Source organism: Polynucleobacter finlandensis (assembly GCF_018881755.1).
Lineage (GTDB): Bacteria > Pseudomonadota > Gammaproteobacteria > Burkholderiales > Burkholderiaceae > Polynucleobacter > Polynucleobacter finlandensis.
Map to the genome: position 1 here is coordinate 63,588 of NZ_JACVPS010000006.1, position 17,746 is coordinate 81,333.

The window sequence follows — 17,746 nt, forward strand, 5'->3', positions numbered from 1 at the left end:
TTGGAAAGTTAAAAAAGTAATACGCCATTAGCCATTTGAAATACGTAATTCAACGTAATCTTGGATGTGGAGATCTAGATTTAACGGCGCCGTCTTTGGTAATTTATTGTCAAAAGAAGAAACAAAAACATACCTACAATTAATGTCAACAAAGTAGTGCTATCACCCAAGCTTTCATAGAATACTGGACCGCCTAGGGCTGTCAGAATCCCAAAAATGAGCAGCGATACACCAAAAAAAGCGGTAATAGAAATAAGCCACAATTCAGTATCGCCTACTTGTACTTGACGTTTTTCGTTATAGATCTGATCCATAGCAATTCTCCTTTTTCGAAGTCCTGAGACCTACATTACGCCGACACAGGTAAATGTCAATAAATATTTACGAGTAAAAAATGTATTGCATTGCAGAATATTTTTACAGCATGTGGCTATTTCGCATCATGTTTATCTGACGAAAAAAACAAGTGCTTCATCTCTTGATCTACATCAAAATTAATGGAAAAAAGGGGGATATAAATGGGCCTGTAGATATTCAAAAATTTGAATGAGGAGTCATCAATGAGTGACTTTATGGCAATAAAAAAATCTGAGCTCGCGTCTGGACATCGGAATATTTTGCACTTAGCGACAGTAGCTCTTACCCTTTTATTGTTAACATTAGCTACCAAAACAAGCTATGCCATACCTGCCTTTGCTAGACAGACAGGGCAAAATTGCGTTGCATGCCATGCTGGCGGCCAGTACCCCGAACTAACGCCGTACGGACGCTACTTCAAGCTGACTGGTTATACGCAAGGTGAGCGCCAACTCATTCCTCTATCTGCAATGTTTGTTGGAGGTATGGCAAGTACCAGGAACAATGTTGGAACAAGCTCAGATGGCAGCACTGTCACTACTAGTAATATTAATCAGCAGAATGGGCGCTTCGAAGCTGATAACGCTAGCGTTTTTCTAGCAGGGAAAATTCTTGATAATCTAGGTTTATTTAGTCAATTTACTTATGGTTGGGCGGCATCCTCAAATAATGGAGGCGTTAATAACCAAGGTCATTTCGGAATCGATAATTTTGATTTGCGATATGCTGATCATTATGCAGGCCCTACGCACGATTTGATTTGGGGTGCCTCACTCAATAACAATCCAGGCGTCACTGATGTTTGGAATTCGCATCCCACTTGGGCTTATCCATATATGTCTCCACAAGGAGCTCGGGGCGCTTTCGCAGGTGGTGTTCCAGTGGCAACTTATCTTGAAAGTGGTGCGGGAGCACAGACAGCTGGCTATGGCGCATATGTTTACTTAAATAAAAACTTTTATGCTGAGCTTGATGCCTACCAAAGCGCTACTGGAGCAACTTCGTTTTTAGCGTATGGTAATAACAACAGCAATCCTAATTTTCCAAAGGCGTATTTAAAAGGTACTAATCCGTATTTCCGCTTAGCCTATACAACAGAGTGGGGTGCGCACAATCTGATGGTGGGCGCTATGGGGATGAACGCGGCTCAATATGGGTATAACTCGGAAAGTGCTGGCATGGTGAGCGGGGGTCCACCAAACTTGAGTGGGGGCACGACCAATTATCAAGATCGAGGCATCGATGCTCAATATCAATATCTGCTAAACCCACATACAGTAACTGCCCAAGTGCGATATTTGAAAGAAAACATTACAGATAATACTATCGGAGGCCCAGCTGGTAATTTAGTAAATAAATTAAATTCTGTCTTCGGAAAAGTGAGTTATGTCTACAATGCTACGTATGGCGCTGGTCTAGGTTATCAGAACGTAACCGGCACTGCAGATTCAAATGCGTATGGTGTTGCCAATACGGGACTGAGTAATTGGTCCGCAAGCGCGAATAATTCGCCGAACTCTACAGCTTGGATTCCATCGATCTGGTATCAACCCATACAAAATATAAGATTAACTTTGCAGTACACCGCATTTACAAAATATATGGGGGGTACTAGTTGCTATAACGACACCACGCAAGGTAACCCCTGTAGAAAAGCAAGCGATAACAATACTACATGGCTATACGCATGGATTGCTTATTAAGGATATTGATTATGAAACTTAAATTAAATCCTTATTTCTGTGGTCTTGCTATATGTTCATTACTATTGGCAGGCTGCGAGAATCTGGACAGAAGCCGAGACACTGCCAATCCTAATGTGGCTGGAAAAACTTTAGCTCTTCAGGTATGCGCCACTTGTCATGGTGTAGATGGAAATTCAGTTTCGCCATTCTTTCCAAAATTAGCAGGTCAGCAGCCCGACTATCTCGTAGATCAAATCAAAAATTTCAGGAGTCACCAAAGATCAGATGCAGTAGGCGTACAGCATATGTGGGGTCTTGCAAAGAATCTGACAGATGCGCAGATTAAGGAAATCGCTGATTACTATGCCAGCCAAACTTCTGAGCGTAATCATGTCAGAACCAACCCAGAAGAGATGGCCCAAGGAAAGGCAATCTACGATAAAGGTCTGCTAGATAAAGGTACGCCACCATGCATCGCCTGTCACGGTCCAAATGGTCAGGGGATGGGTGCATTTCCACGCTTAGCAAATCAGCATGCTGATTACATCATTAAGCAGTTGCAAGTCTTCCAGGACACCGATGATCGACCTGGTACCCCTATGAAGCAAGTAAGCCATCCATTAACAAGTGATGAGATGAAGGCAGTGGCGATGTATTTAGAGTCATTCCCAATTGAAGCTAAGTCAAATTAGCAAAGGGCCCATATGAAACACTATCCGATTTTTGCCATTCTCTTTCTAGTCTTTGCTTCTGTAGCTCAGGCGGCGGAAAACTACACCATTAACCCCGCATATACCATGCCAAATTTTGAGGTTAAGCATCTGGGGTTTTCAACGCTTTCGGGGCGCTTCAATAAAACCAGCGGAAATGTCATCCTTGATTTCAAGGCTAAAAGTGGCAGCGTTGATTTAACAATATTTACAGATTCTTTAGATATGGGTTGGTGGAAAGCTTGGTCAGAGCATCTATTGGATCCTGAGCTTTTCAATGTCAAAAATTTTCCAACCATGACATATAAGTCAGACAAACTCATCTTCACTGGAGATAAGGTTGTCGGATCAGAGGGTCAGTTCACGATGTTGGGAGTTACAAAACCAATCGTTTTGGTAGTGAGTAATTTTCAGTGCGTCAAAAGTAATGGAAAAAATACTTGTTCTGGTCAAGCCACTAGTACCATTAAACGTTCTGATTTTGGCTTAAGTAAATACATACCTATGGTGAGTGATGAAGTGAAGATTAATGTTCCAGTCGAGGTTTCTCATGAATAAAAGTTCTACAGATTGCCGATTTTTTTCGAACGCTGATAAGGATTGCCCTTTCTACGGTGTAAATATAAAAGATTCCAGTGCGGTCTTGTGGTCTCAATACGAAAAAGGCTGGTGGAAGATTCCAGTGGTGTTTAGTGCTTTATTGATGCTGATTCAGTTAATCATTTGGTCCCATATTTCTGGCGCCTTTACTTTTATTTTGGCTCTGAGTTTTGTAGTATCTGCTGGATGCGTGTATTGGCTTACCTATAAGCTACATCTAGAGCGGCGAACGACAGGGCTCAACCATTAGCTTTGATTTGGTTTTAGGCGCAGGGCAGAAGGCTTAAAGCACTCGGCAGTAAGTTGATGCCACTGTCGCTTATGGGTCGTTAGCTGCCTCCTGGGAGAGCCACACCCTAACTGAAGGATGGCAAATTAAATTCAGTATCGAGCACTCTGTGCCGCCTTTTCCTGATCAGTGGGATTGTTTGGATGAAGTGTCCAGCTAGTGCCCAGATCTCCACTGTGAATAACCTGTAACCCATATTACATCTACAGGTTCGATCCCTTAAATAGGAGGCTATATGTAGGAGCCACTAGGAAGTCCGTGGTGACCTCTAGCATTAGTGGCTGCATGTGTATTGGAAGGTTATATCGTGGTGTCCTGAGGTCTCTCATGACCCCAGTGGTACACCTATGGTTAGGGATGTAGTTGCCAGTTGTTACACCTGTGAATACCACCACCAGAAAGCCGATTCTGAGTCGATTCACAGCGATTCTTTGAGGGGCACTGGGGGTAATCACATGCCAGATTGGATCGAGTACCTAGACGAATTTTCCAGTAAAAATATTTCTAGTCCCACTGGTTCTGAATGGCAATGATCTTCATCTTCATGTAAGTGACAATCACACCAATAAAGCTAAAGATCATAGCTCCAAAAACCCATAAAAACGCATTCTTCCTAGCTTGTGCAGCAAGAGTCCCCAGCATAATGAGGTAGGTAATACCACACACACAACCAAATAGAATGACTAACAGAGATGCAAACCCTTGTACATCTTCAGGGAGCATTGAGATAACTACAAATAGAGGAACAACACTCATGTTTCCCCAGAAGGATAACCTTAGGGTCTTAAATCTCTTCTTGTTTCTCTCTTGAGTCTCAGTGTAATTTAGCGTTGTCATTTAATGCCCTCGTTGTTAGTGATTACAAAAGTCTTACCAACTGACACTGGCTGTAAAGCAATGCCCATCCACATCGCCACCTGTATTTCTCTTACAGTTTTGATATGGGGAGGCAATGTAATAGAAGGCTACTACTGCCATAAAGACAGCCCCAATCAGGATTAGTTTTTTCTTAAGGTCGCTGTCCATAAATCTCTCCGTTAAGCTATTTCTGCAACTCACATTTGAGGTCATAATTTGTCGTCTCCACTTCACCATATTTTGTCCTAATGGTTGCTTTGCCTTCATTGGTAGCCAAGTTAAAGGTTAAATTTGTAGCCCCACTATCCCCAACTGAGAAGCAACGCAAAATAGCATCCTGCTTTTTACATTCTTCATGATGAAAAATAGTGGTGAGATTCTGCAATCTAATTGAGATGTGGCTTCCATAAAACCACCTAGATATATTGATATATTCAGTAATGGGAAGAATACTTGCCCCAGCAGGTGGAAGAGTTTTTTTTCCTTCTATTGAGGTGGCTTCACATATAAGATATTCCTCGGAATGTGAATAATTATGTCCGTAGTAATTTATCCCCCATAAAGCGAGAGCAACTAAAGGGATAAAAAGTATGACTTTGTAATACTTCTTCATTTCTGTGGCTCCTTGGTTCCTTCTTTGCCCGTATACGGATTCACATTAGGCTTACTACTCCAGTTGTCCCTCTGTGTCCCATTGGGAGCAGTGCGTTGATAGGGAGCAACCACAGTCCCATCCTTCTTCGTATAGCCATGCACAGTAGTTGTGCTTGGGTTACCTTGGTTACCAGCGTAGGGTGAGGGTGACTTTGAGTGGGCTAGTGGTGAAGCTAATAGGACTACGAGCCATGCAAGGAGGAATAGGGAGGTCTTAGTTACCTTCATTGCTCAGCCTTCTTACATATGTATTCATTGGAGTTGCGATAGCTTTTAGCTCCAGCCTGACTGGTCTCTACCAATGTCCCGGCAACCTCGTCAAACTGGATTAAGAACCAAGTATCAACTTTAGGATCATAGCCACCATCACAAGAATCTTTCATTGCCCCAAACCAACGGACATTTCCAGTTGGCTTACAGGCATAAGGGTATTCAACTTTTCCAAAGGTAGCTTTGTTGTCTTTGATTGTTAATGAAGTTCTGCCAGAGTGGTCTGTGAACTCGCATATAAAATTCTTGGTCTTATCAAGGGACTTTAGCTGGTCACAGCCAGATAGTAGGACTACAAGCCATGCGAGGAGGAATAGGGAGGTCTTAGTTAGTCTCATTGCTTAGCCACTTTGGTGCATTGATAAACAAAGGATTGAATATCGGTTGTCTGATCTCCTACCCTTATAGACCTAACAGCTCTACCGACTATTTCATCAAAGTCTAATACCATATAACCACCTTGCATTTTTGTTTGGTTATCACAGTCTATCTGCTCCATTCCATAGGAGACTTTGTTACCAAAATTACGGCAATAGGTTTTGTAGTTCCATGTATCAAACACAGCTTTTGACTTGCTGATACTTAGTGACTGTGTATATGCTGGATTCTGAAGATCGTGGCAAGAGTAGGTCTTAGGTTTATCAAAGGAGCTCAACTGGTCACAACCCACTAGTAAACCAGTGGTAACCAGTAGGGGCATAAGCAGTCTCTTCATGGTTGTTCCTCGCATGATGGCTGAAGCCATCTATCTACTTCTGTTCTCAATAATAGAATCGGGGGCACTTTGTAAGTTTTGTCTCTTGAATTCGGGATCGGTTGGTCTTAGGCATCGAAAATTCAATTCAAAACGAAACATTCCATCTACCCATGTAGTGCCATTACTCTTCTCACTGAGCGTATATACCTCAAGGTTTCCTAGTTTTTGACATTGCTCTCCAGCTTCTTCATATGCAATTCTTTTGGCTGCTGGGATTCCACCTTTACCAAATGATGCAGAGGTTGCAATGGTGTAGGTATCTAAGCCTATCTTTATTACTCCAGAGGTCGAGGAACATCCAGAGATAGCGATAGTTATCAGGATTAAAGTACTCAGATAAATGTTTATTCTCTTCACGGCAAGTCCTCAAAGGGTTCACGAGTAATAATCCCAACTCTCACCCCAATGGGACTAGGGTCAACTGGGGATACTGAAGGTTCTGTGCGGTTATAGAAGGACTCATCCTCAGCACTACGAGTGAAAGCATTAGCTCGATCTATTTCTGCTTGTTTCCTTGCTGCAAGTTCACTAGCTGGAACAACCATGTGCTTTATTAGGCGAGCCTGTTCTTGCTCTTTGAAGGTCATCAATCCTTTGACCTTGCCTACGTATTCGAGGTCATTCATTGTTGATATTTATCGCTTGCAGACAAACTTCATTATTCCCTCAGTTATCGTATCGGGTGCAATTGGTTCCCATTGTTCAGATGTTGTAGCCCCAGATGTAGTTAATTTTCCGGTATTATCCAAATCATCATAGAACATTGAGTATCGATTTATTTTCTCTCTGGTTTTGCAGTTAATAGTCGAATTCAATTTTGCGCTAAGGTCTCCATATTTACCTCTAGTGCCATAATTTACTTTTTCCCAAAAGGTCACAGAATTACCACTTCTTTGCGTTGACTGGGAATCTACAAAGAAAGTATCCCCATAAGAGTTTTTATCAACATAAACCCAATTACTAGCATTTGCTAAAAGTGGAATCATCAAGACTATAAAAAGTAACTTCTTCATTTCTTAGGCATCCTTCCACCAGCCTTTAGGCACTCATCTAAAGTCTTATAGGGTTTAAAGTTCTTTGTCTGTGAGTAGTAGGTAGAGTTAGGGGCATGACAGATGCCTGTCTTACTCATCTTTACAGGCTGAGATTGGGCATAAGCACCCGTTACCAGGAAGAGTATGGCAGCTAACGAGATTAGTATTTTTTTCATTTAGAAATCCTTGGTACACATTGACTGAGTGATTCAGTTGCATTCTTAAATCCTAAATCCAGAAATTCAGACTTAGCTTGCTTGATAGTCAAATTGGAGGAGCTTGTGGAAGTTGGGGCGTTGGCATCCTATTAATGAGAATGTAACAGTAGGTAGTAGCGCTGCCTTAATAGAATTTTTAGTCACACTCAATTTCATGTGTTGAACTCCAAATATAGGGGTCATCACAAATTGATTTACCATTTATGGTTACCTCCCAGCCCATGAGATAGCCATTACCTCCAACCATCTTTGCTGCAATTGCTGCAGATGTTCCTGCAGTTAGAACTCCAATAAAATAAGCAATTAACACGTGTTTAAGAGTAAATTTCTTCATAATCCATCCCTCTATTTATAACTATCGAACGTCTGTTAGGCTATATCAGCTACATAAAAATCAGGCGCTATCTTGAGCGACAAGCATTGCCCTCATATCGCCAGTTTGTTATGACTCTATTGGCAACTGTAAAGGTTGTCGAGCAGTTGGAGTTATAAGCAAAACCAGGAGAGCCTCCTACTGGGTTTGTGTATGCTGTATTTCCGACATATGTTGTTTGATAACTTGGTGCAACGCCTGGGATATAGCCAGAATTGGATTTGCTGTATGTAAGGTATTTAACCCCATCAGACTGGTAAACACTGCTAGGTGGTCCCCATGATGAAACTAAGGCGCTCTCTTGGGAGCCCACCCATGAGTTAAGCACCTTTTCATAATTTGCAGTTGTTGCACAACCGACTAGTAACCCAGTGGTCACCAGTAGTAAACCTAGGATCTTCTTCATTTTCAACCCTTACATATTCTTAAGAATTTCAGTCTTCTTAGCGTTGTACTCATCCTGAGTTATTAATCCCTTTTTGAGCATAGTGTTTAGATCTTCTAGCTTTTTAGCTGGGTTTGGCATTTCACTTGCTGTCTGTGATTTACCGGCTGGTGTAATTGCCGCTCTAGCTGGGCTAGGCTTGGCTGATTCAGCCATTGGAGTTGTGGTACGAATAATGCTCTCACCATCTTTAACTTGCTCCTCTTTAACTATTGGAGTTGCAGGGCACTTCTTATCAATCTGCATTTGCTCAAGGCGTTCATACCTTGCTCTGGCAGCCTTTTGCTCTGCTGTCGCTGCACCACCTAAGTCCATAAAGAACCAAGGAATACCTAGAAGGAAGATCCCAGTAACACCGAGGGCTGCATTCGTTCCGATCTGTTTATCTTTATCACCATCAGCTGTTACCTGAGCAGTAACCATCTTCTGCATTTCATTAGCGATAGCATCACAAGTCTTAGTTTCATCCCCAACTTGAGCGACAGGCACTGGATTAGCAACACTACTTGCACAACCAGTCATAAAGATGGATGCGGAAAATATGGATATTGAGACAAATACAGCTAGGATCTTCTTCATGTTCAACCTTCAGTTATATATCCTATAACTATACGCTTCGGCAGTGGCAACTGATATAGGGGGCTTCGCTAGGTAGTCCTTGGAATAGTCGAGCTAACATCCAAAGAATCAACAGAGGGTCTGGTTTTACAGCTCTACTATGTCGCTCTACCTAGCTAGGCTTTAATCGTTAGTGGATGGCTACCTTAAGTAGCTCTGGGTGTAACTGTTCAAGCTTGTATCCTTCTCCATAGCCCTTCAGTTCGCTAGAACCTTTGGAGCTGTGCCCTGTGATCGTCTCTCTCACATCAAGTGGGATCATCTTCTCTCTCATGCGAGTTGATATGAAGTGACGGAACTCGTGACTGTTTATATCCACGAAATCTAGTGAAGCATTGACAGCTGCAGAGGCATTAGTGCCACCATCTTTCTTACCATACTGAGGGAAGAGATATTCAGCCTTACCAGCCTGTCTCACAGCCTCGTGAGCAGCCTCTAGCGATATACCTACCAAGGGTATAGCCCTTTCAGATTCATTGGTCTTGAGCCTTCTAAAGGCATTGGGGACTACTGTAATGAATGGAATCTCCAAGGGTGTTCCCGAGGCATCTACAAGGTGTACATCTTCCACTTTAGCTACTGCTAGTTCAGCAATACGCATGCCTGTATTTAGTAGGATCTTGGCTATCAAGTGTGAGCTGGTCTTGCTTGTTCTGATTGTTGCTAAGAGCTTCTCTAGCTTCACTGTTGTGATGGGTTTCTTGGGCTTGGCATCTAGACCTTCACCGGGTATATCAATAGACGAAAAGGGAGACTTCTTCTCCACTCCTAGCTCAAGGAAAGCCTTTGCGACTATAGCCCCAAGTTGGTTTAACTCTCGTCTGATTGTGGTGGTCTTAACCTTACTATTGAGCCGATCACTTACGTAATCATGAGCCATGCTTCGAGGGATGTCCGTAACAACCATATCCCCGTGTAACTTAATGAACTTGGAGATACAACTGGTTGAATCATAGGTGTGACCAGTGGAGGGCTTCTTATGTCTTGAGAGGTAATCTGATAGGGCTACTGAGAGAGTTGTGGGGATGGTGGCTACGTTAGATATATCAGTCATCTTGGATAGCAGTGAGAGCTCTGGAGGGAGGCTTCCATTAGTCGCAAGCAGCTTTTGGAGATACTCCATTACTTCAGTTTGAACTGTGTCCCGTTCACCATCTATGTAGACCTGTTCACCACCAGTGAGAGTTTCGAATCCACCTTCCTTAAGTCCTGCAAAACCATTAGCCTTAAGTAGGGCTAGGAGCTTTAGTAGGGTAGTAGAACCAGTAACACCTTTCTCAAGTTGTGACCATTCCCGTTCTTGGAGACCATTGAGCTTAGTGATTGCAGCCACCGCTTCAGCACCATTAGCAGCTGAAACCCCAGTAGCCTTCTTTACGAACCTTGGAAGGTTATGAGCCTCTCGGATTGCCAGTGGGATCACTCTGCGGTAGTAGACCATCCCATCTTGAACTATCGAATATTGCCACTTGAAATCTTTAGCTGCTTTAGCCATGAACTACCCCTGTTAGCATTCCTAACAGTCATAGTACTCTCATTTCGATAATGTACAAAAGTGACCAGTGAGTTGACCAGATTAGTATCCAGAAAATCGACCTGTAAGCCTTATATCTATTGAGTCTATTGGCTTACAGGGTGGTTTGGAGTCCCGCCGACAGGAATCGAACCTGTATCCCACGCTTAGGAGGCATGTGCACTATCCATTGTGCTACGGCGAGCTGAAAAATATGGTATTGAAACTATTACCAACCACAAAGAGCCCAAACCTGGTTTGTTAAGGCAACCATCATAGTGGGTGCAAAGTAACTTGAAAATACTGCCGCCAAAATGAACAAGGCAGCAATGTAAAGAGTCCACCGCATGAGACTCTTCTTTCTTTTAGGCTGTAGCAGGTCGGTGGATTGCACGTTCTTTGACGGGTAGATTGATCATGAAAGCAAAAACGCCCAAGGCAATGGCAATTTCCCAAACAATTAAGTACGAGCCGGTCTTATCGAATAGATAGCCACCCAAGTATGCGCCGCAAAAGCTGCCCAGTTGGTGTGAAAAGAAAATTAAACCAGAAAGCATGGTGAGGTATTTAACACCGAAGATCTGGGCAACAATCCCATTGGTGAGGGGGATGGTAGAAAGCCAGAGGAAACCCATCATCGAAGCAAAGATGTAGGTAGTCATGGGGCTTAGTGGTAGCCATAGGAAGCCAATGATGGCTATAGATCTTCCCAAATAGATGCCAGACAGTAAGTAACGCTTAGGGAAGTGTTGGCCTAACATGCCTGCAGCATAGGTGCCAAAGATATTGAACAGTCCAATTAGGGCTAAAGCAGTTGTTGCAACGGCAGGTGCACCAACATCAGGATAAATCTTGGATAAATCCTTCAGGTAAGGGGCAAGGTGAACGGCAATAAAGACCACCTGAAAGCCGCAAACAAAATAACCCAAAGTCAGGAATCTAAAGCTTGGATTTTTAATGGCCTCGCGCAAGGCCTCTTTGATCGTTTGATCGCCGAGATTATGTGTGTGAACAAAATTCTTTTCACGCAACATAAAGGCAATTGGGATCATCAGACTGGCCATCAAGGCAAGTATCAGGAGCGCATCTTGCGAGCCAAAATTACTTAACAAGCCTTGCTCTGTTGGAATCATCAGGAATTGCCCGAATGATCCTGCTGCTGCTGCAATACCCATTGCCCAAACACGCTTATCTGCAGAGACGTTGCGTCCTAAGATGCCGTAGATCACGCTATAAGTCGTTGCTGTTTGTGCAAGACCAATGAGTAGACCACCAGCAAATGTAAAGTTCAATACATCGCTCGAGAGAGCCATTCCAGTCAATCCAAGCGCATACAAAATACCACCGGCAATCATGATTTTGAACGCACCATAGCGATCCGCTAGTGCTCCAGTGATCGGCTGAAAGGCGCCCCAAATGAGATTTTGCAACGCAATAGTCAGAGCAAAGGTTTCTCTACCCCAGCCATTAGCAGAGGTGATAGGTAGGTTGAATAAGCCAAAGCCATGGCGGATACCCATGGATAGCGTCACCATGAGGCCGCCAAATATCAATACTTGTTTGAGAGATAGTGAGTTTGCTGGCTTGTTATCAGACATTGGGTTTAGATAATTCCTTTTTTGCGCAGTTGCTCTATCGCTTGAGTATCTAGCTTGAGGCGCTCATGCAATATCGCATCGGTATGCTGACCTAAGGTTGGCGGTGGCATCCGCAGCTCCACTGGCGTTTTGGAGAGACGCATTGGACTGGCGACTAGCTTCATTTGGCCAGTGGTGGGGTGAGGTACATGGAGCTCAATCTCACGCGCTTTAACTTGCTCGTTCTCAAAAACTTCCTTGAAATTATTAATGGGTCCACAAGGTACGCGTGCTGTTTCAAGCAAGGTAATCCATTCTGCTTTGGTTTTCTTGCGAGTCATTTCTTCTAGCAAAGGAACCAATTGCTTGCGATGTTGAACACGCAGGGGGTTTTCACAATAGAGCGGATTGTCTGCGAGATGGGCTTCGCCCCCCGCAGTGACGAAGTGTTTAAATTGACCGTTATTCCCAGCGGCAACAATGATCCAGCCGTCGGCTGTCGGGAGGGTTTGGTAAGGAACGATGGTTGGAGAAGCATTGCCCCAGCGTAATGGGACTTCATCAGAGCACAAATAAGCACTTGCTACGTTGGCCATCACCGCAATCTGAGTATCTAAGAGTGCCATGTCGATATATTGACCTTCTCCAGTGCGATCACGATGCACCACGGCGGCCAAAATGGCTGTGCTGGCATACATGCCAGTAAAGATATCGGCAATGGCAACACCGGCTTTTTGGGGGCTTGCCCCAGTAAATTCATGCTCCTCGCCGGTCACGCTCATAAAGCCACCCATACCTTGGACGATGAAGTCATACCCTGGGCGATGGGCATAAGGGCCTGTTTGACCAAATCCCGTTATGGAACAGTAGATTAGGTCAGATTTGACCTTTTTAAGGCTCTCGTAGTCCAAACCATACTTTTTGAGCTGATCGACTTTGTAATTTTCAATGACGATATCCGATTCAGCGGCCAACTTGCGGATGATTTCTTGGCCTTCTGGTTGGCTAATATCGACCGTAATCGACTGTTTATTGCGGTTAATCGCGATGAAATAGGCGGTTTCTTCGGTATCTTTGCCTTGGGCGTCTTTCGCAAAGGGAGGCCCCCAGTGGCGAGTGTCGTCCCCAGCTCCTGGCCGCTCGACCTTGATCACGTCGGCACCAAGGTCGGCGAGGTTTTGCGCACACCAAGGTCCAGCTAGCACCCGGCTTAGATCTAAAACACGTATATGACTTAAGGCTCCCATGCTCTAATTTTGGCATGGATGATGGGGTAATTCGGGAAAAGTTCCGACTTTGCCTCAGACATGACTACAATTTGCGCGCATGGCTACCCGTAAAACCTCTGAATACAGCGAATCATCAATCCAAGTCCTAAAAGGACTGGAACCAGTCCGTCAGCGGCCTGGAATGTACACGCGCACCGACAATCCCCTACATGTGATCCAGGAAGTCCTGGATAACGCTTCTGACGAAGCCCTTGGTGGTTTTGGTAAGCACATTACCGTTACTTTGCACACTGATAGCAGTGTGAGTGTTGAGGATGATGGCCGTGGTATTCCGGTGGGAATGCATCCGACTGAGAAATTGCCGGTCGTGGAGATTGTCTTCACCCAGTTACATGCAGGTGGTAAGTTTGAAAAAGGTAGCGGCGGTGCTTATGCCTTCTCTGGCGGTTTGCATGGTGTTGGCGTGTCTGTTACGAATGCCTTATCCAAGCGCTTAGAAGTTACCGTATGGCGTGAAGGCCAAGTATCAACACTGACTTTTGCAGACGGCAGAGTCATCGAGAAGCTGAAAACACGCGCTTCAGGTAAGGACGACAAGTCGCACGGTACGCGAGTTCGTGCCTGGCCTGATGGTAAATATTTTGATAACTCAGCGATCCCGATGCCTGAGTTAATTCGTCTACTGAGATCAAAGGCGGTATTGCTGCCAGGCGTCAAAGTGACTTTGATTCAAGAAAAATCTGGTGATAGCCAAACTTGGCAATACGCCCAAGGTTTACGTGGTTACTTAAATGAAGCTATAGCGCAAGCTGGTCATGGTGCTGAAGTGATTCCACCATTTGAAGCTGAGCAATACGCAACTGGCAATGGCGATGATGATTCATTCGCTGAGGGCGAGGGCGCAGCTTGGGTTGTCGCCTGGACTGAAGATGGTCCGCCAGTGCGTGAAAGTTACGTCAATTTAATTCCAACACCTGCTGGCGGCACGCATGAAAGCGGCTTGCGTGAAGGTTTATTTAACGCAGTAAAAGGTTTTATCGAGATGCATGCGCTGCAACCCAAAGGTGTGAAGCTTATGCCTGAGGACGTATTTGCACGCGCTTCCTTTATTTTGTCAGCAAAAGTATTGGATCCACAGTTCCAAGGTCAGATTAAAGAGCGCTTAAATTCACGTGATGCCGTTCGCCTGGTTTCTGGCTATACAAAATCTGCTTTAGAGCTTTGGCTAAATGAGCATGTTGATTACGGTCGCAAGTTGGCTGATTTGGTGATTAAGCAAGCCCAAGCAAGAACACGCGCCGGGCAAAAGGTAGAAAAGAAAAAATCTTCTGGTGTAGCTGTTCTGCCTGGCAAGCTCACCGATTGTGAGAGCCAAGACATCGGCATGAATGAAATCTTCTTAGTTGAGGGAGATTCCGCCGGTGGTTCAGCGAAGATGGGTCGCAATAAAGAATACCAAGCCATTCTGCCTTTACGCGGGAAGGTTCTCAATACTTGGGAAGCCGAGCGCGACCGCCTATTTGCCAATAATGAAGTTCACGATATCGCCGTAGCGATTGGCGTTGATCCCCATGGCGCTAATGACACTCCTGATTTATCAAACCTTCGTTACGGCAAGGTTTGTATTTTGTCCGATGCAGACGTTGATGGTGCGCACATTCAAGTTCTGTTATTAACCCTGTTCTATAAGCATTTTCCTAAATTGATTGATTTAGGGCATATCTATATTTCCCGCCCGCCTTTGTTTAGGGTTGATGCACCAGCACGCGGCAAGAAACCTGCGCAGAAAATCTATGCACTGGATGCAAGCGAGCTAACCGCGATTGAAGATAAGCTGCGTAAAGACGGTGTTAAAGAATCTGCTTGGCAAATCTCTCGCTTCAAAGGTTTGGGTGAGATGAGTGCCGAACAATTATGGGATACCACCCTAAATCCAGATACCCGCCGTTTATTACCGGTGACTTTAGGTGCATGGACACAAGATGAAACAATCAAGACTATGGACATGTTGATGGGTAAATCAGAATCCGGTGCGCGTCGCGATTGGTTAGAAGAGCGCGGTAATGAAGTTGAGGCAGATATTTAATGGCTACTAAAAAAACACCAGGCACATCCGATCTGGATCAGGCTGATTTATTTTCTGGCGTTGACGAGATAAATATTGTTGAGATTCCGAAGTCCACCGCAAAAGTAGCATCTGCTGGTGGCCCTAAGGATCCACATGATCCAAAGGTTGTGGAATTAAACGAAGACGACAAAGATAGTTTGACGCTAGCTGTTTATGCCGAGCGCGCCTACTTGGATTACGCTATTAGCGTTGTGAAGGGTCGGGCATTGCCTGATGTGGCGGATGGTCAAAAACCTGTCCAGCGCCGTATTTTGTTCTCGATGAGCGAGATGGGGCTGCGTGCCGATGCGAAACCCGTCAAGAGCGCCCGCGTTGTGGGCGATGTGCTCGGTAAGTTTCATCCGCATGGCGACCAATCTGCATATGACGCATTAGTACGTTTGGCACAAAGTTTTTCTCTGCGATACCCCTTAATTGATGGTCAAGGTAACTTTGGCTCACGCGATGGTGATGGCGCTGCTGCAATGCGTTACACGGAGGCACGCTTAACCAAGATTGCGAACTTACTACTAAGCGAGATTGACGAGGGTACGGTCGATTTCACGGCGAACTATGATGGTTCATTCCAAGAGCCTAAGTTATTGCCAGCGCGTTTACCATTTGTTTTGCTCAACGGCGCCTCAGGAATTGCTGTTGGTATGGCAACCGAGATTCCATCGCATAACTTGCGTGAAGTAGCTGCAGCAGCAATTGCTTTAATGAAGACCCCTAAACTTTCTACAGCTGAATTGCTGGAGATTATTCCTGGACCAGACTTCCCAGGCGGTGGCCAAATTATTTCAACGCCAGCAGACATTGCTCAGATTTATGAAGCTGGTCGCGGTAGCCTGAAAGTTCGTGCGCGTTGGTCAGTTGAAGAGCTTGCTCGCGGTCAGTGGCAGATTGTGGTGAATGAACTTCCTCCAGCAACCTCATCACAACGGGTGCTGCAAGAGATTGAGGAGATTACCAATCCAAAAGTCAGGGTCGGCAAGAAATCCTTAACGCCCGAGCAAAATAATCTCAAATCCACCATTCTGAATGTGTTGGACGGTGTTCGTGATGAATCTAGTAAGGACGCAGCTGTACGCTTGGTTTTTGAACCGAAGAGCAAAAACATTGACGTGAATGAGTTCGTCAATCTCTTGCTAGCACACACCTCTTTAGAGTCCAATGCGCCAATGAACTTGGTGATGATTGGCAATGATGGTCGACCACGTCAAAAAGGCCTAAAAGAAATTATTTCCGAGTGGATTGCGTTCCGGGTTGCTACTGTTACGCGGCGCACCCAATATCGCCTCGGTAAAGTCAAAGACCGTATGCATATTTTGGAAGGGCGTTTAACCGTTCTTCTGAACATTGATAAGGTGATTAAGATCATTCGCAATAGCGATGAGCCTAAAGCCGACTTAATCAAAGAGTTCAAACTCAGCGATCGTCAAGCTGAAGATATTCTTGATATTCGTTTGCGTCAGTTAGCTCGCCTTGAGGGTATCAAGATCGAGCAAGAGCTCAAAGAGTTGAAAGCTGAACGCGATGAATTAGAAGGCTTACTCCAAAGTGATACTGTTTTGCGTAAGCGCATCATCAAAGAAATCGAATCTGATATGAAGGATTACGGCGATGATCGTCGCACCTTGATTCAGGAAGATAAGCGCGCGGTTGCAGAGACTAAAGTGATTGATGAGCCTGTTACGGTGATTGTTTCCCAAAAAGGTTGGGTACGCGTTCGGCAAGGTCATGAGCACGATGCTACCCAGTTTGGCTTTAAGGCCGGCGATGCGATGTATTCCACCTTTGAATGCCGTACGGTAGATGTTATGCAAGGATTTGGTAGTGATGGTCGCGTCTACACCGTGCCCGTGAGTGAGTTGCCAGGTGCTCGTGGTGATGGCTCGCCATTAACCAGCTATGTCAATCTAGCCCCTGGTTCGCAGATGGTGGCTTATTACGCTGGTCAACCAGATGATCTTGTCTTGATTTCGACCAGATCGGGCAATGGATTCTTGGCCAATGTCGCTGATATGACAACACGTAATAAGGCCGGCAAATCCTTCGTTGGTATCGATGCCAAGTTCCCTGGTGGCGATGCACCTTTAGGCGCAGCTAAAGTGAAGCTTGGCATGAAACAGGTTGCCTGCCTATCTGAAGCCTCTAAGTTATTGGTCTTCCCATTAGATGAGTTAAAACGCTTGCCAACAGGCGGCAAGGGTGTGATCTTGATGGGCTTAGATGGAGCAGAGAAGTTAGCTTCAGCGATCGCTGTTGGTCCTGATGGCGCCACATATTCTGGTGCGGGTCGCGCCGGTAAGCCAACAGAACTCTCTTTGGACGCTAAAACCTTGAAGTCATTCGCTGGCAATCGTGCTCGCAAGGGCCATTTTGTTGAGCCTCGCCTGAAGGATGGCAAGCTTAAAGCAAACTAATTCTTCTTATCCTCTGTATTAACAAA

The 17,746-nt window shown here is 44.8% G+C and carries 22 protein-coding genes and 1 tRNA gene; 6 read left to right on the forward strand and 17 right to left on the reverse strand.

What is annotated here, in order from left to right; all coding sequences use genetic code 11:
• Window positions 1–80: 80 nt before the first annotated feature.
• Complete coding sequence (locus tag ICN49_RS05655; protein ID WP_216166628.1) at window positions 81–314, reverse strand: hypothetical protein; 234 nt, start codon at window positions 312–314, stop codon at window positions 81–83.
• Between the two features lie 246 nt (window positions 315–560).
• Here ICN49_RS05655 and ICN49_RS05660 point away from each other — a divergent pair, with 246 nt between their 5' ends.
• From ICN49_RS05660 to ICN49_RS05675, 4 genes are read left to right on the forward strand one after another with little or no spacing between them, the layout of a single operon-like run.
• On the forward strand, window positions 561–2,060 hold the full coding sequence (locus tag ICN49_RS05660) for a cytochrome C (RefSeq protein ID WP_255535413.1): 1,500 nt from the start codon (window positions 561–563) through the stop codon (window positions 2,058–2,060).
• A gap of 11 nt (window positions 2,061–2,071) precedes the next feature.
• The gene (locus tag ICN49_RS05665; RefSeq protein ID WP_216166630.1) at window positions 2,072–2,734 is read left to right on the forward strand and encodes a c-type cytochrome; all 663 of its coding nucleotides are present in this window, start codon (window positions 2,072–2,074) and stop codon (window positions 2,732–2,734) included.
• 12 nt (window positions 2,735–2,746) lie between these two features.
• Window positions 2,747–3,310, forward strand: a complete 564-nt coding sequence (locus ICN49_RS05670; protein ID WP_216166632.1) for a YceI family protein — start codon at window positions 2,747–2,749, stop codon at window positions 3,308–3,310.
• On the forward strand, window positions 3,303–3,602 hold the full coding sequence (locus tag ICN49_RS05675; protein ID WP_216166634.1) for a hypothetical protein: 300 nt from the start codon (window positions 3,303–3,305) through the stop codon (window positions 3,600–3,602). The genes ICN49_RS05670 and ICN49_RS05675 overlap by 8 nt, the downstream gene beginning before the upstream one ends.
• A 543-nt stretch (window positions 3,603–4,145) precedes the next feature.
• Here the strand turns inward: ICN49_RS05675 and ICN49_RS05680 are convergent.
• The 16 genes from ICN49_RS05680 to ICN49_RS05755 all read right to left on the reverse strand — a co-directional run bounded on the left by ICN49_RS05680 (window position 4,146) and on the right by ICN49_RS05755 (window position 13,205).
• On the reverse strand, window positions 4,146–4,478 hold the full coding sequence (locus ICN49_RS05680; protein WP_216166636.1) for a hypothetical protein: 333 nt from the start codon (window positions 4,476–4,478) through the stop codon (window positions 4,146–4,148).
• A 33-nt stretch (window positions 4,479–4,511) separates the two neighbouring features.
• A complete protein-coding gene (locus tag ICN49_RS05685; protein ID WP_216166638.1) occupies window positions 4,512–4,667 on the reverse strand; it encodes a hypothetical protein in 156 nt (51 codons plus the stop codon).
• Window positions 4,668–4,683: 16 nt separating this feature from the next.
• Window positions 4,684–5,112 (reverse strand): hypothetical protein, encoded by a 429-nt coding sequence (locus ICN49_RS05690; RefSeq protein WP_216166640.1) that lies wholly within the window; start codon window positions 5,110–5,112, stop codon window positions 4,684–4,686.
• On the reverse strand, window positions 5,109–5,381 hold the full coding sequence (locus ICN49_RS05695) for a hypothetical protein (protein ID WP_216166642.1): 273 nt from the start codon (window positions 5,379–5,381) through the stop codon (window positions 5,109–5,111). The genes ICN49_RS05690 and ICN49_RS05695 overlap by 4 nt, the downstream gene beginning before the upstream one ends.
• Window positions 5,378–5,761, reverse strand: a complete 384-nt coding sequence (locus tag ICN49_RS05700) for a hypothetical protein (protein ID WP_216166644.1) — start codon at window positions 5,759–5,761, stop codon at window positions 5,378–5,380. The genes ICN49_RS05695 and ICN49_RS05700 overlap by 4 nt, the downstream gene beginning before the upstream one ends.
• Window positions 5,758–6,168, reverse strand: a complete 411-nt coding sequence (locus tag ICN49_RS05705; protein ID WP_215344820.1) for a hypothetical protein — start codon at window positions 6,166–6,168, stop codon at window positions 5,758–5,760. The genes ICN49_RS05700 and ICN49_RS05705 overlap by 4 nt, the downstream gene beginning before the upstream one ends.
• A gap of 365 nt (window positions 6,169–6,533) precedes the next feature.
• On the reverse strand, window positions 6,534–6,806 hold the full coding sequence (locus tag ICN49_RS05710; protein ID WP_216166646.1) for a hypothetical protein: 273 nt from the start codon (window positions 6,804–6,806) through the stop codon (window positions 6,534–6,536).
• A gap of 9 nt (window positions 6,807–6,815) precedes the next feature.
• Complete coding sequence (locus tag ICN49_RS05715; RefSeq protein WP_216166648.1) at window positions 6,816–7,193, reverse strand: surface-adhesin E family protein; 378 nt, start codon at window positions 7,191–7,193, stop codon at window positions 6,816–6,818.
• Window positions 7,190–7,390 carry a hypothetical protein gene (locus ICN49_RS05720; RefSeq protein ID WP_216166650.1) on the reverse strand — a complete coding sequence of 67 codons (201 nt, stop codon included), beginning with the start codon at window positions 7,388–7,390 and terminating at the stop codon, window positions 7,190–7,192. The genes ICN49_RS05715 and ICN49_RS05720 overlap by 4 nt, the downstream gene beginning before the upstream one ends.
• 178 nt (window positions 7,391–7,568) lie before the next feature.
• Window positions 7,569–7,766: a hypothetical protein gene (locus ICN49_RS05725; RefSeq protein WP_216166651.1), complete on the reverse strand. Its 198-nt coding sequence runs from the start codon at window positions 7,764–7,766 to the stop codon at window positions 7,569–7,571.
• 67 nt (window positions 7,767–7,833) lie between these two features.
• Window positions 7,834–8,211, reverse strand: coding sequence for a hypothetical protein (locus ICN49_RS05730; RefSeq protein WP_216166652.1), 378 nt, complete (start codon window positions 8,209–8,211; stop codon window positions 7,834–7,836).
• Window positions 8,212–8,220: 9 nt separating this feature from the next.
• Complete coding sequence (locus ICN49_RS05735) at window positions 8,221–8,829, reverse strand: SHOCT domain-containing protein (RefSeq protein ID WP_216166653.1); 609 nt, start codon at window positions 8,827–8,829, stop codon at window positions 8,221–8,223.
• Between the two features lie 169 nt (window positions 8,830–8,998).
• The gene (locus tag ICN49_RS05740) at window positions 8,999–10,363 is read right to left on the reverse strand and encodes a tyrosine-type recombinase/integrase (RefSeq protein WP_216166654.1); all 1,365 of its coding nucleotides are present in this window, start codon (window positions 10,361–10,363) and stop codon (window positions 8,999–9,001) included.
• A gap of 151 nt (window positions 10,364–10,514) precedes the next feature.
• Window positions 10,515–10,586, reverse strand: a tRNA-Arg gene (locus tag ICN49_RS05745).
• Between the two features lie 160 nt (window positions 10,587–10,746).
• A complete protein-coding gene (locus ICN49_RS05750; protein WP_216166656.1) occupies window positions 10,747–11,979 on the reverse strand; it encodes an MFS transporter in 1,233 nt (410 codons plus the stop codon).
• A gap of 5 nt (window positions 11,980–11,984) precedes the next feature.
• On the reverse strand, window positions 11,985–13,205 hold the full coding sequence (locus ICN49_RS05755; protein WP_216166658.1) for a CaiB/BaiF CoA transferase family protein: 1,221 nt from the start codon (window positions 13,203–13,205) through the stop codon (window positions 11,985–11,987).
• Between the two features lie 79 nt (window positions 13,206–13,284).
• Here ICN49_RS05755 and ICN49_RS05760 point away from each other — a divergent pair, with 79 nt between their 5' ends.
• Window positions 13,285–15,273, forward strand: coding sequence for a DNA topoisomerase IV subunit B (locus tag ICN49_RS05760; protein WP_216166660.1), 1,989 nt, complete (start codon window positions 13,285–13,287; stop codon window positions 15,271–15,273).
• Window positions 15,273–17,720 carry a DNA topoisomerase IV subunit A gene (gene parC, locus ICN49_RS05765; protein WP_255535414.1) on the forward strand — a complete coding sequence of 816 codons (2,448 nt, stop codon included), beginning with the start codon at window positions 15,273–15,275 and terminating at the stop codon, window positions 17,718–17,720. The genes ICN49_RS05760 and parC overlap by 1 nt, the downstream gene beginning before the upstream one ends.
• The last annotated feature ends 26 nt before the right edge of the window (window positions 17,721–17,746 follow it).

Coding starts and splice junctions, on each gene's coding strand:
- ICN49_RS05655 (WP_216166628.1), bottom strand. CDS start 314: ATGGATCAGATCTATAACGAAAAACGTCAAGTACAAGTAGGCGATACT.
- ICN49_RS05660 (WP_255535413.1), top strand. CDS start 561: ATGAGTGACTTTATGGCAATAAAAAAATCTGAGCTCGCGTCTGGACAT.
- ICN49_RS05665 (WP_216166630.1), top strand. CDS start 2,072: ATGAAACTTAAATTAAATCCTTATTTCTGTGGTCTTGCTATATGTTCA.
- ICN49_RS05670 (WP_216166632.1), top strand. CDS start 2,747: ATGAAACACTATCCGATTTTTGCCATTCTCTTTCTAGTCTTTGCTTCT.
- ICN49_RS05675 (WP_216166634.1), top strand. CDS start 3,303: ATGAATAAAAGTTCTACAGATTGCCGATTTTTTTCGAACGCTGATAAG.
- ICN49_RS05680 (WP_216166636.1), bottom strand. CDS start 4,478: ATGACAACGCTAAATTACACTGAGACTCAAGAGAGAAACAAGAAGAGA.
- ICN49_RS05685 (WP_216166638.1), bottom strand. CDS start 4,667: ATGGACAGCGACCTTAAGAAAAAACTAATCCTGATTGGGGCTGTCTTT.
- ICN49_RS05690 (WP_216166640.1), bottom strand. CDS start 5,112: ATGAAGAAGTATTACAAAGTCATACTTTTTATCCCTTTAGTTGCTCTC.
- ICN49_RS05695 (WP_216166642.1), bottom strand. CDS start 5,381: ATGAAGGTAACTAAGACCTCCCTATTCCTCCTTGCATGGCTCGTAGTC.
- ICN49_RS05700 (WP_216166644.1), bottom strand. CDS start 5,761: ATGAGACTAACTAAGACCTCCCTATTCCTCCTCGCATGGCTTGTAGTC.
- ICN49_RS05705 (WP_215344820.1), bottom strand. CDS start 6,168: ATGGCTTCAGCCATCATGCGAGGAACAACCATGAAGAGACTGCTTATG.
- ICN49_RS05710 (WP_216166646.1), bottom strand. CDS start 6,806: ATGAATGACCTCGAATACGTAGGCAAGGTCAAAGGATTGATGACCTTC.
- ICN49_RS05715 (WP_216166648.1), bottom strand. CDS start 7,193: ATGAAGAAGTTACTTTTTATAGTCTTGATGATTCCACTTTTAGCAAAT.
- ICN49_RS05720 (WP_216166650.1), bottom strand. CDS start 7,390: ATGAAAAAAATACTAATCTCGTTAGCTGCCATACTCTTCCTGGTAACG.
- ICN49_RS05725 (WP_216166651.1), bottom strand. CDS start 7,766: ATGAAGAAATTTACTCTTAAACACGTGTTAATTGCTTATTTTATTGGA.
- ICN49_RS05730 (WP_216166652.1), bottom strand. CDS start 8,211: ATGAAGAAGATCCTAGGTTTACTACTGGTGACCACTGGGTTACTAGTC.
- ICN49_RS05735 (WP_216166653.1), bottom strand. CDS start 8,829: ATGAAGAAGATCCTAGCTGTATTTGTCTCAATATCCATATTTTCCGCA.
- ICN49_RS05740 (WP_216166654.1), bottom strand. CDS start 10,363: ATGGCTAAAGCAGCTAAAGATTTCAAGTGGCAATATTCGATAGTTCAA.
- ICN49_RS05750 (WP_216166656.1), bottom strand. CDS start 11,979: ATGTCTGATAACAAGCCAGCAAACTCACTATCTCTCAAACAAGTATTG.
- ICN49_RS05755 (WP_216166658.1), bottom strand. CDS start 13,205: ATGGGAGCCTTAAGTCATATACGTGTTTTAGATCTAAGCCGGGTGCTA.
- ICN49_RS05760 (WP_216166660.1), top strand. CDS start 13,285: ATGGCTACCCGTAAAACCTCTGAATACAGCGAATCATCAATCCAAGTC.
- parC (WP_255535414.1), top strand. CDS start 15,273: ATGGCTACTAAAAAAACACCAGGCACATCCGATCTGGATCAGGCTGAT.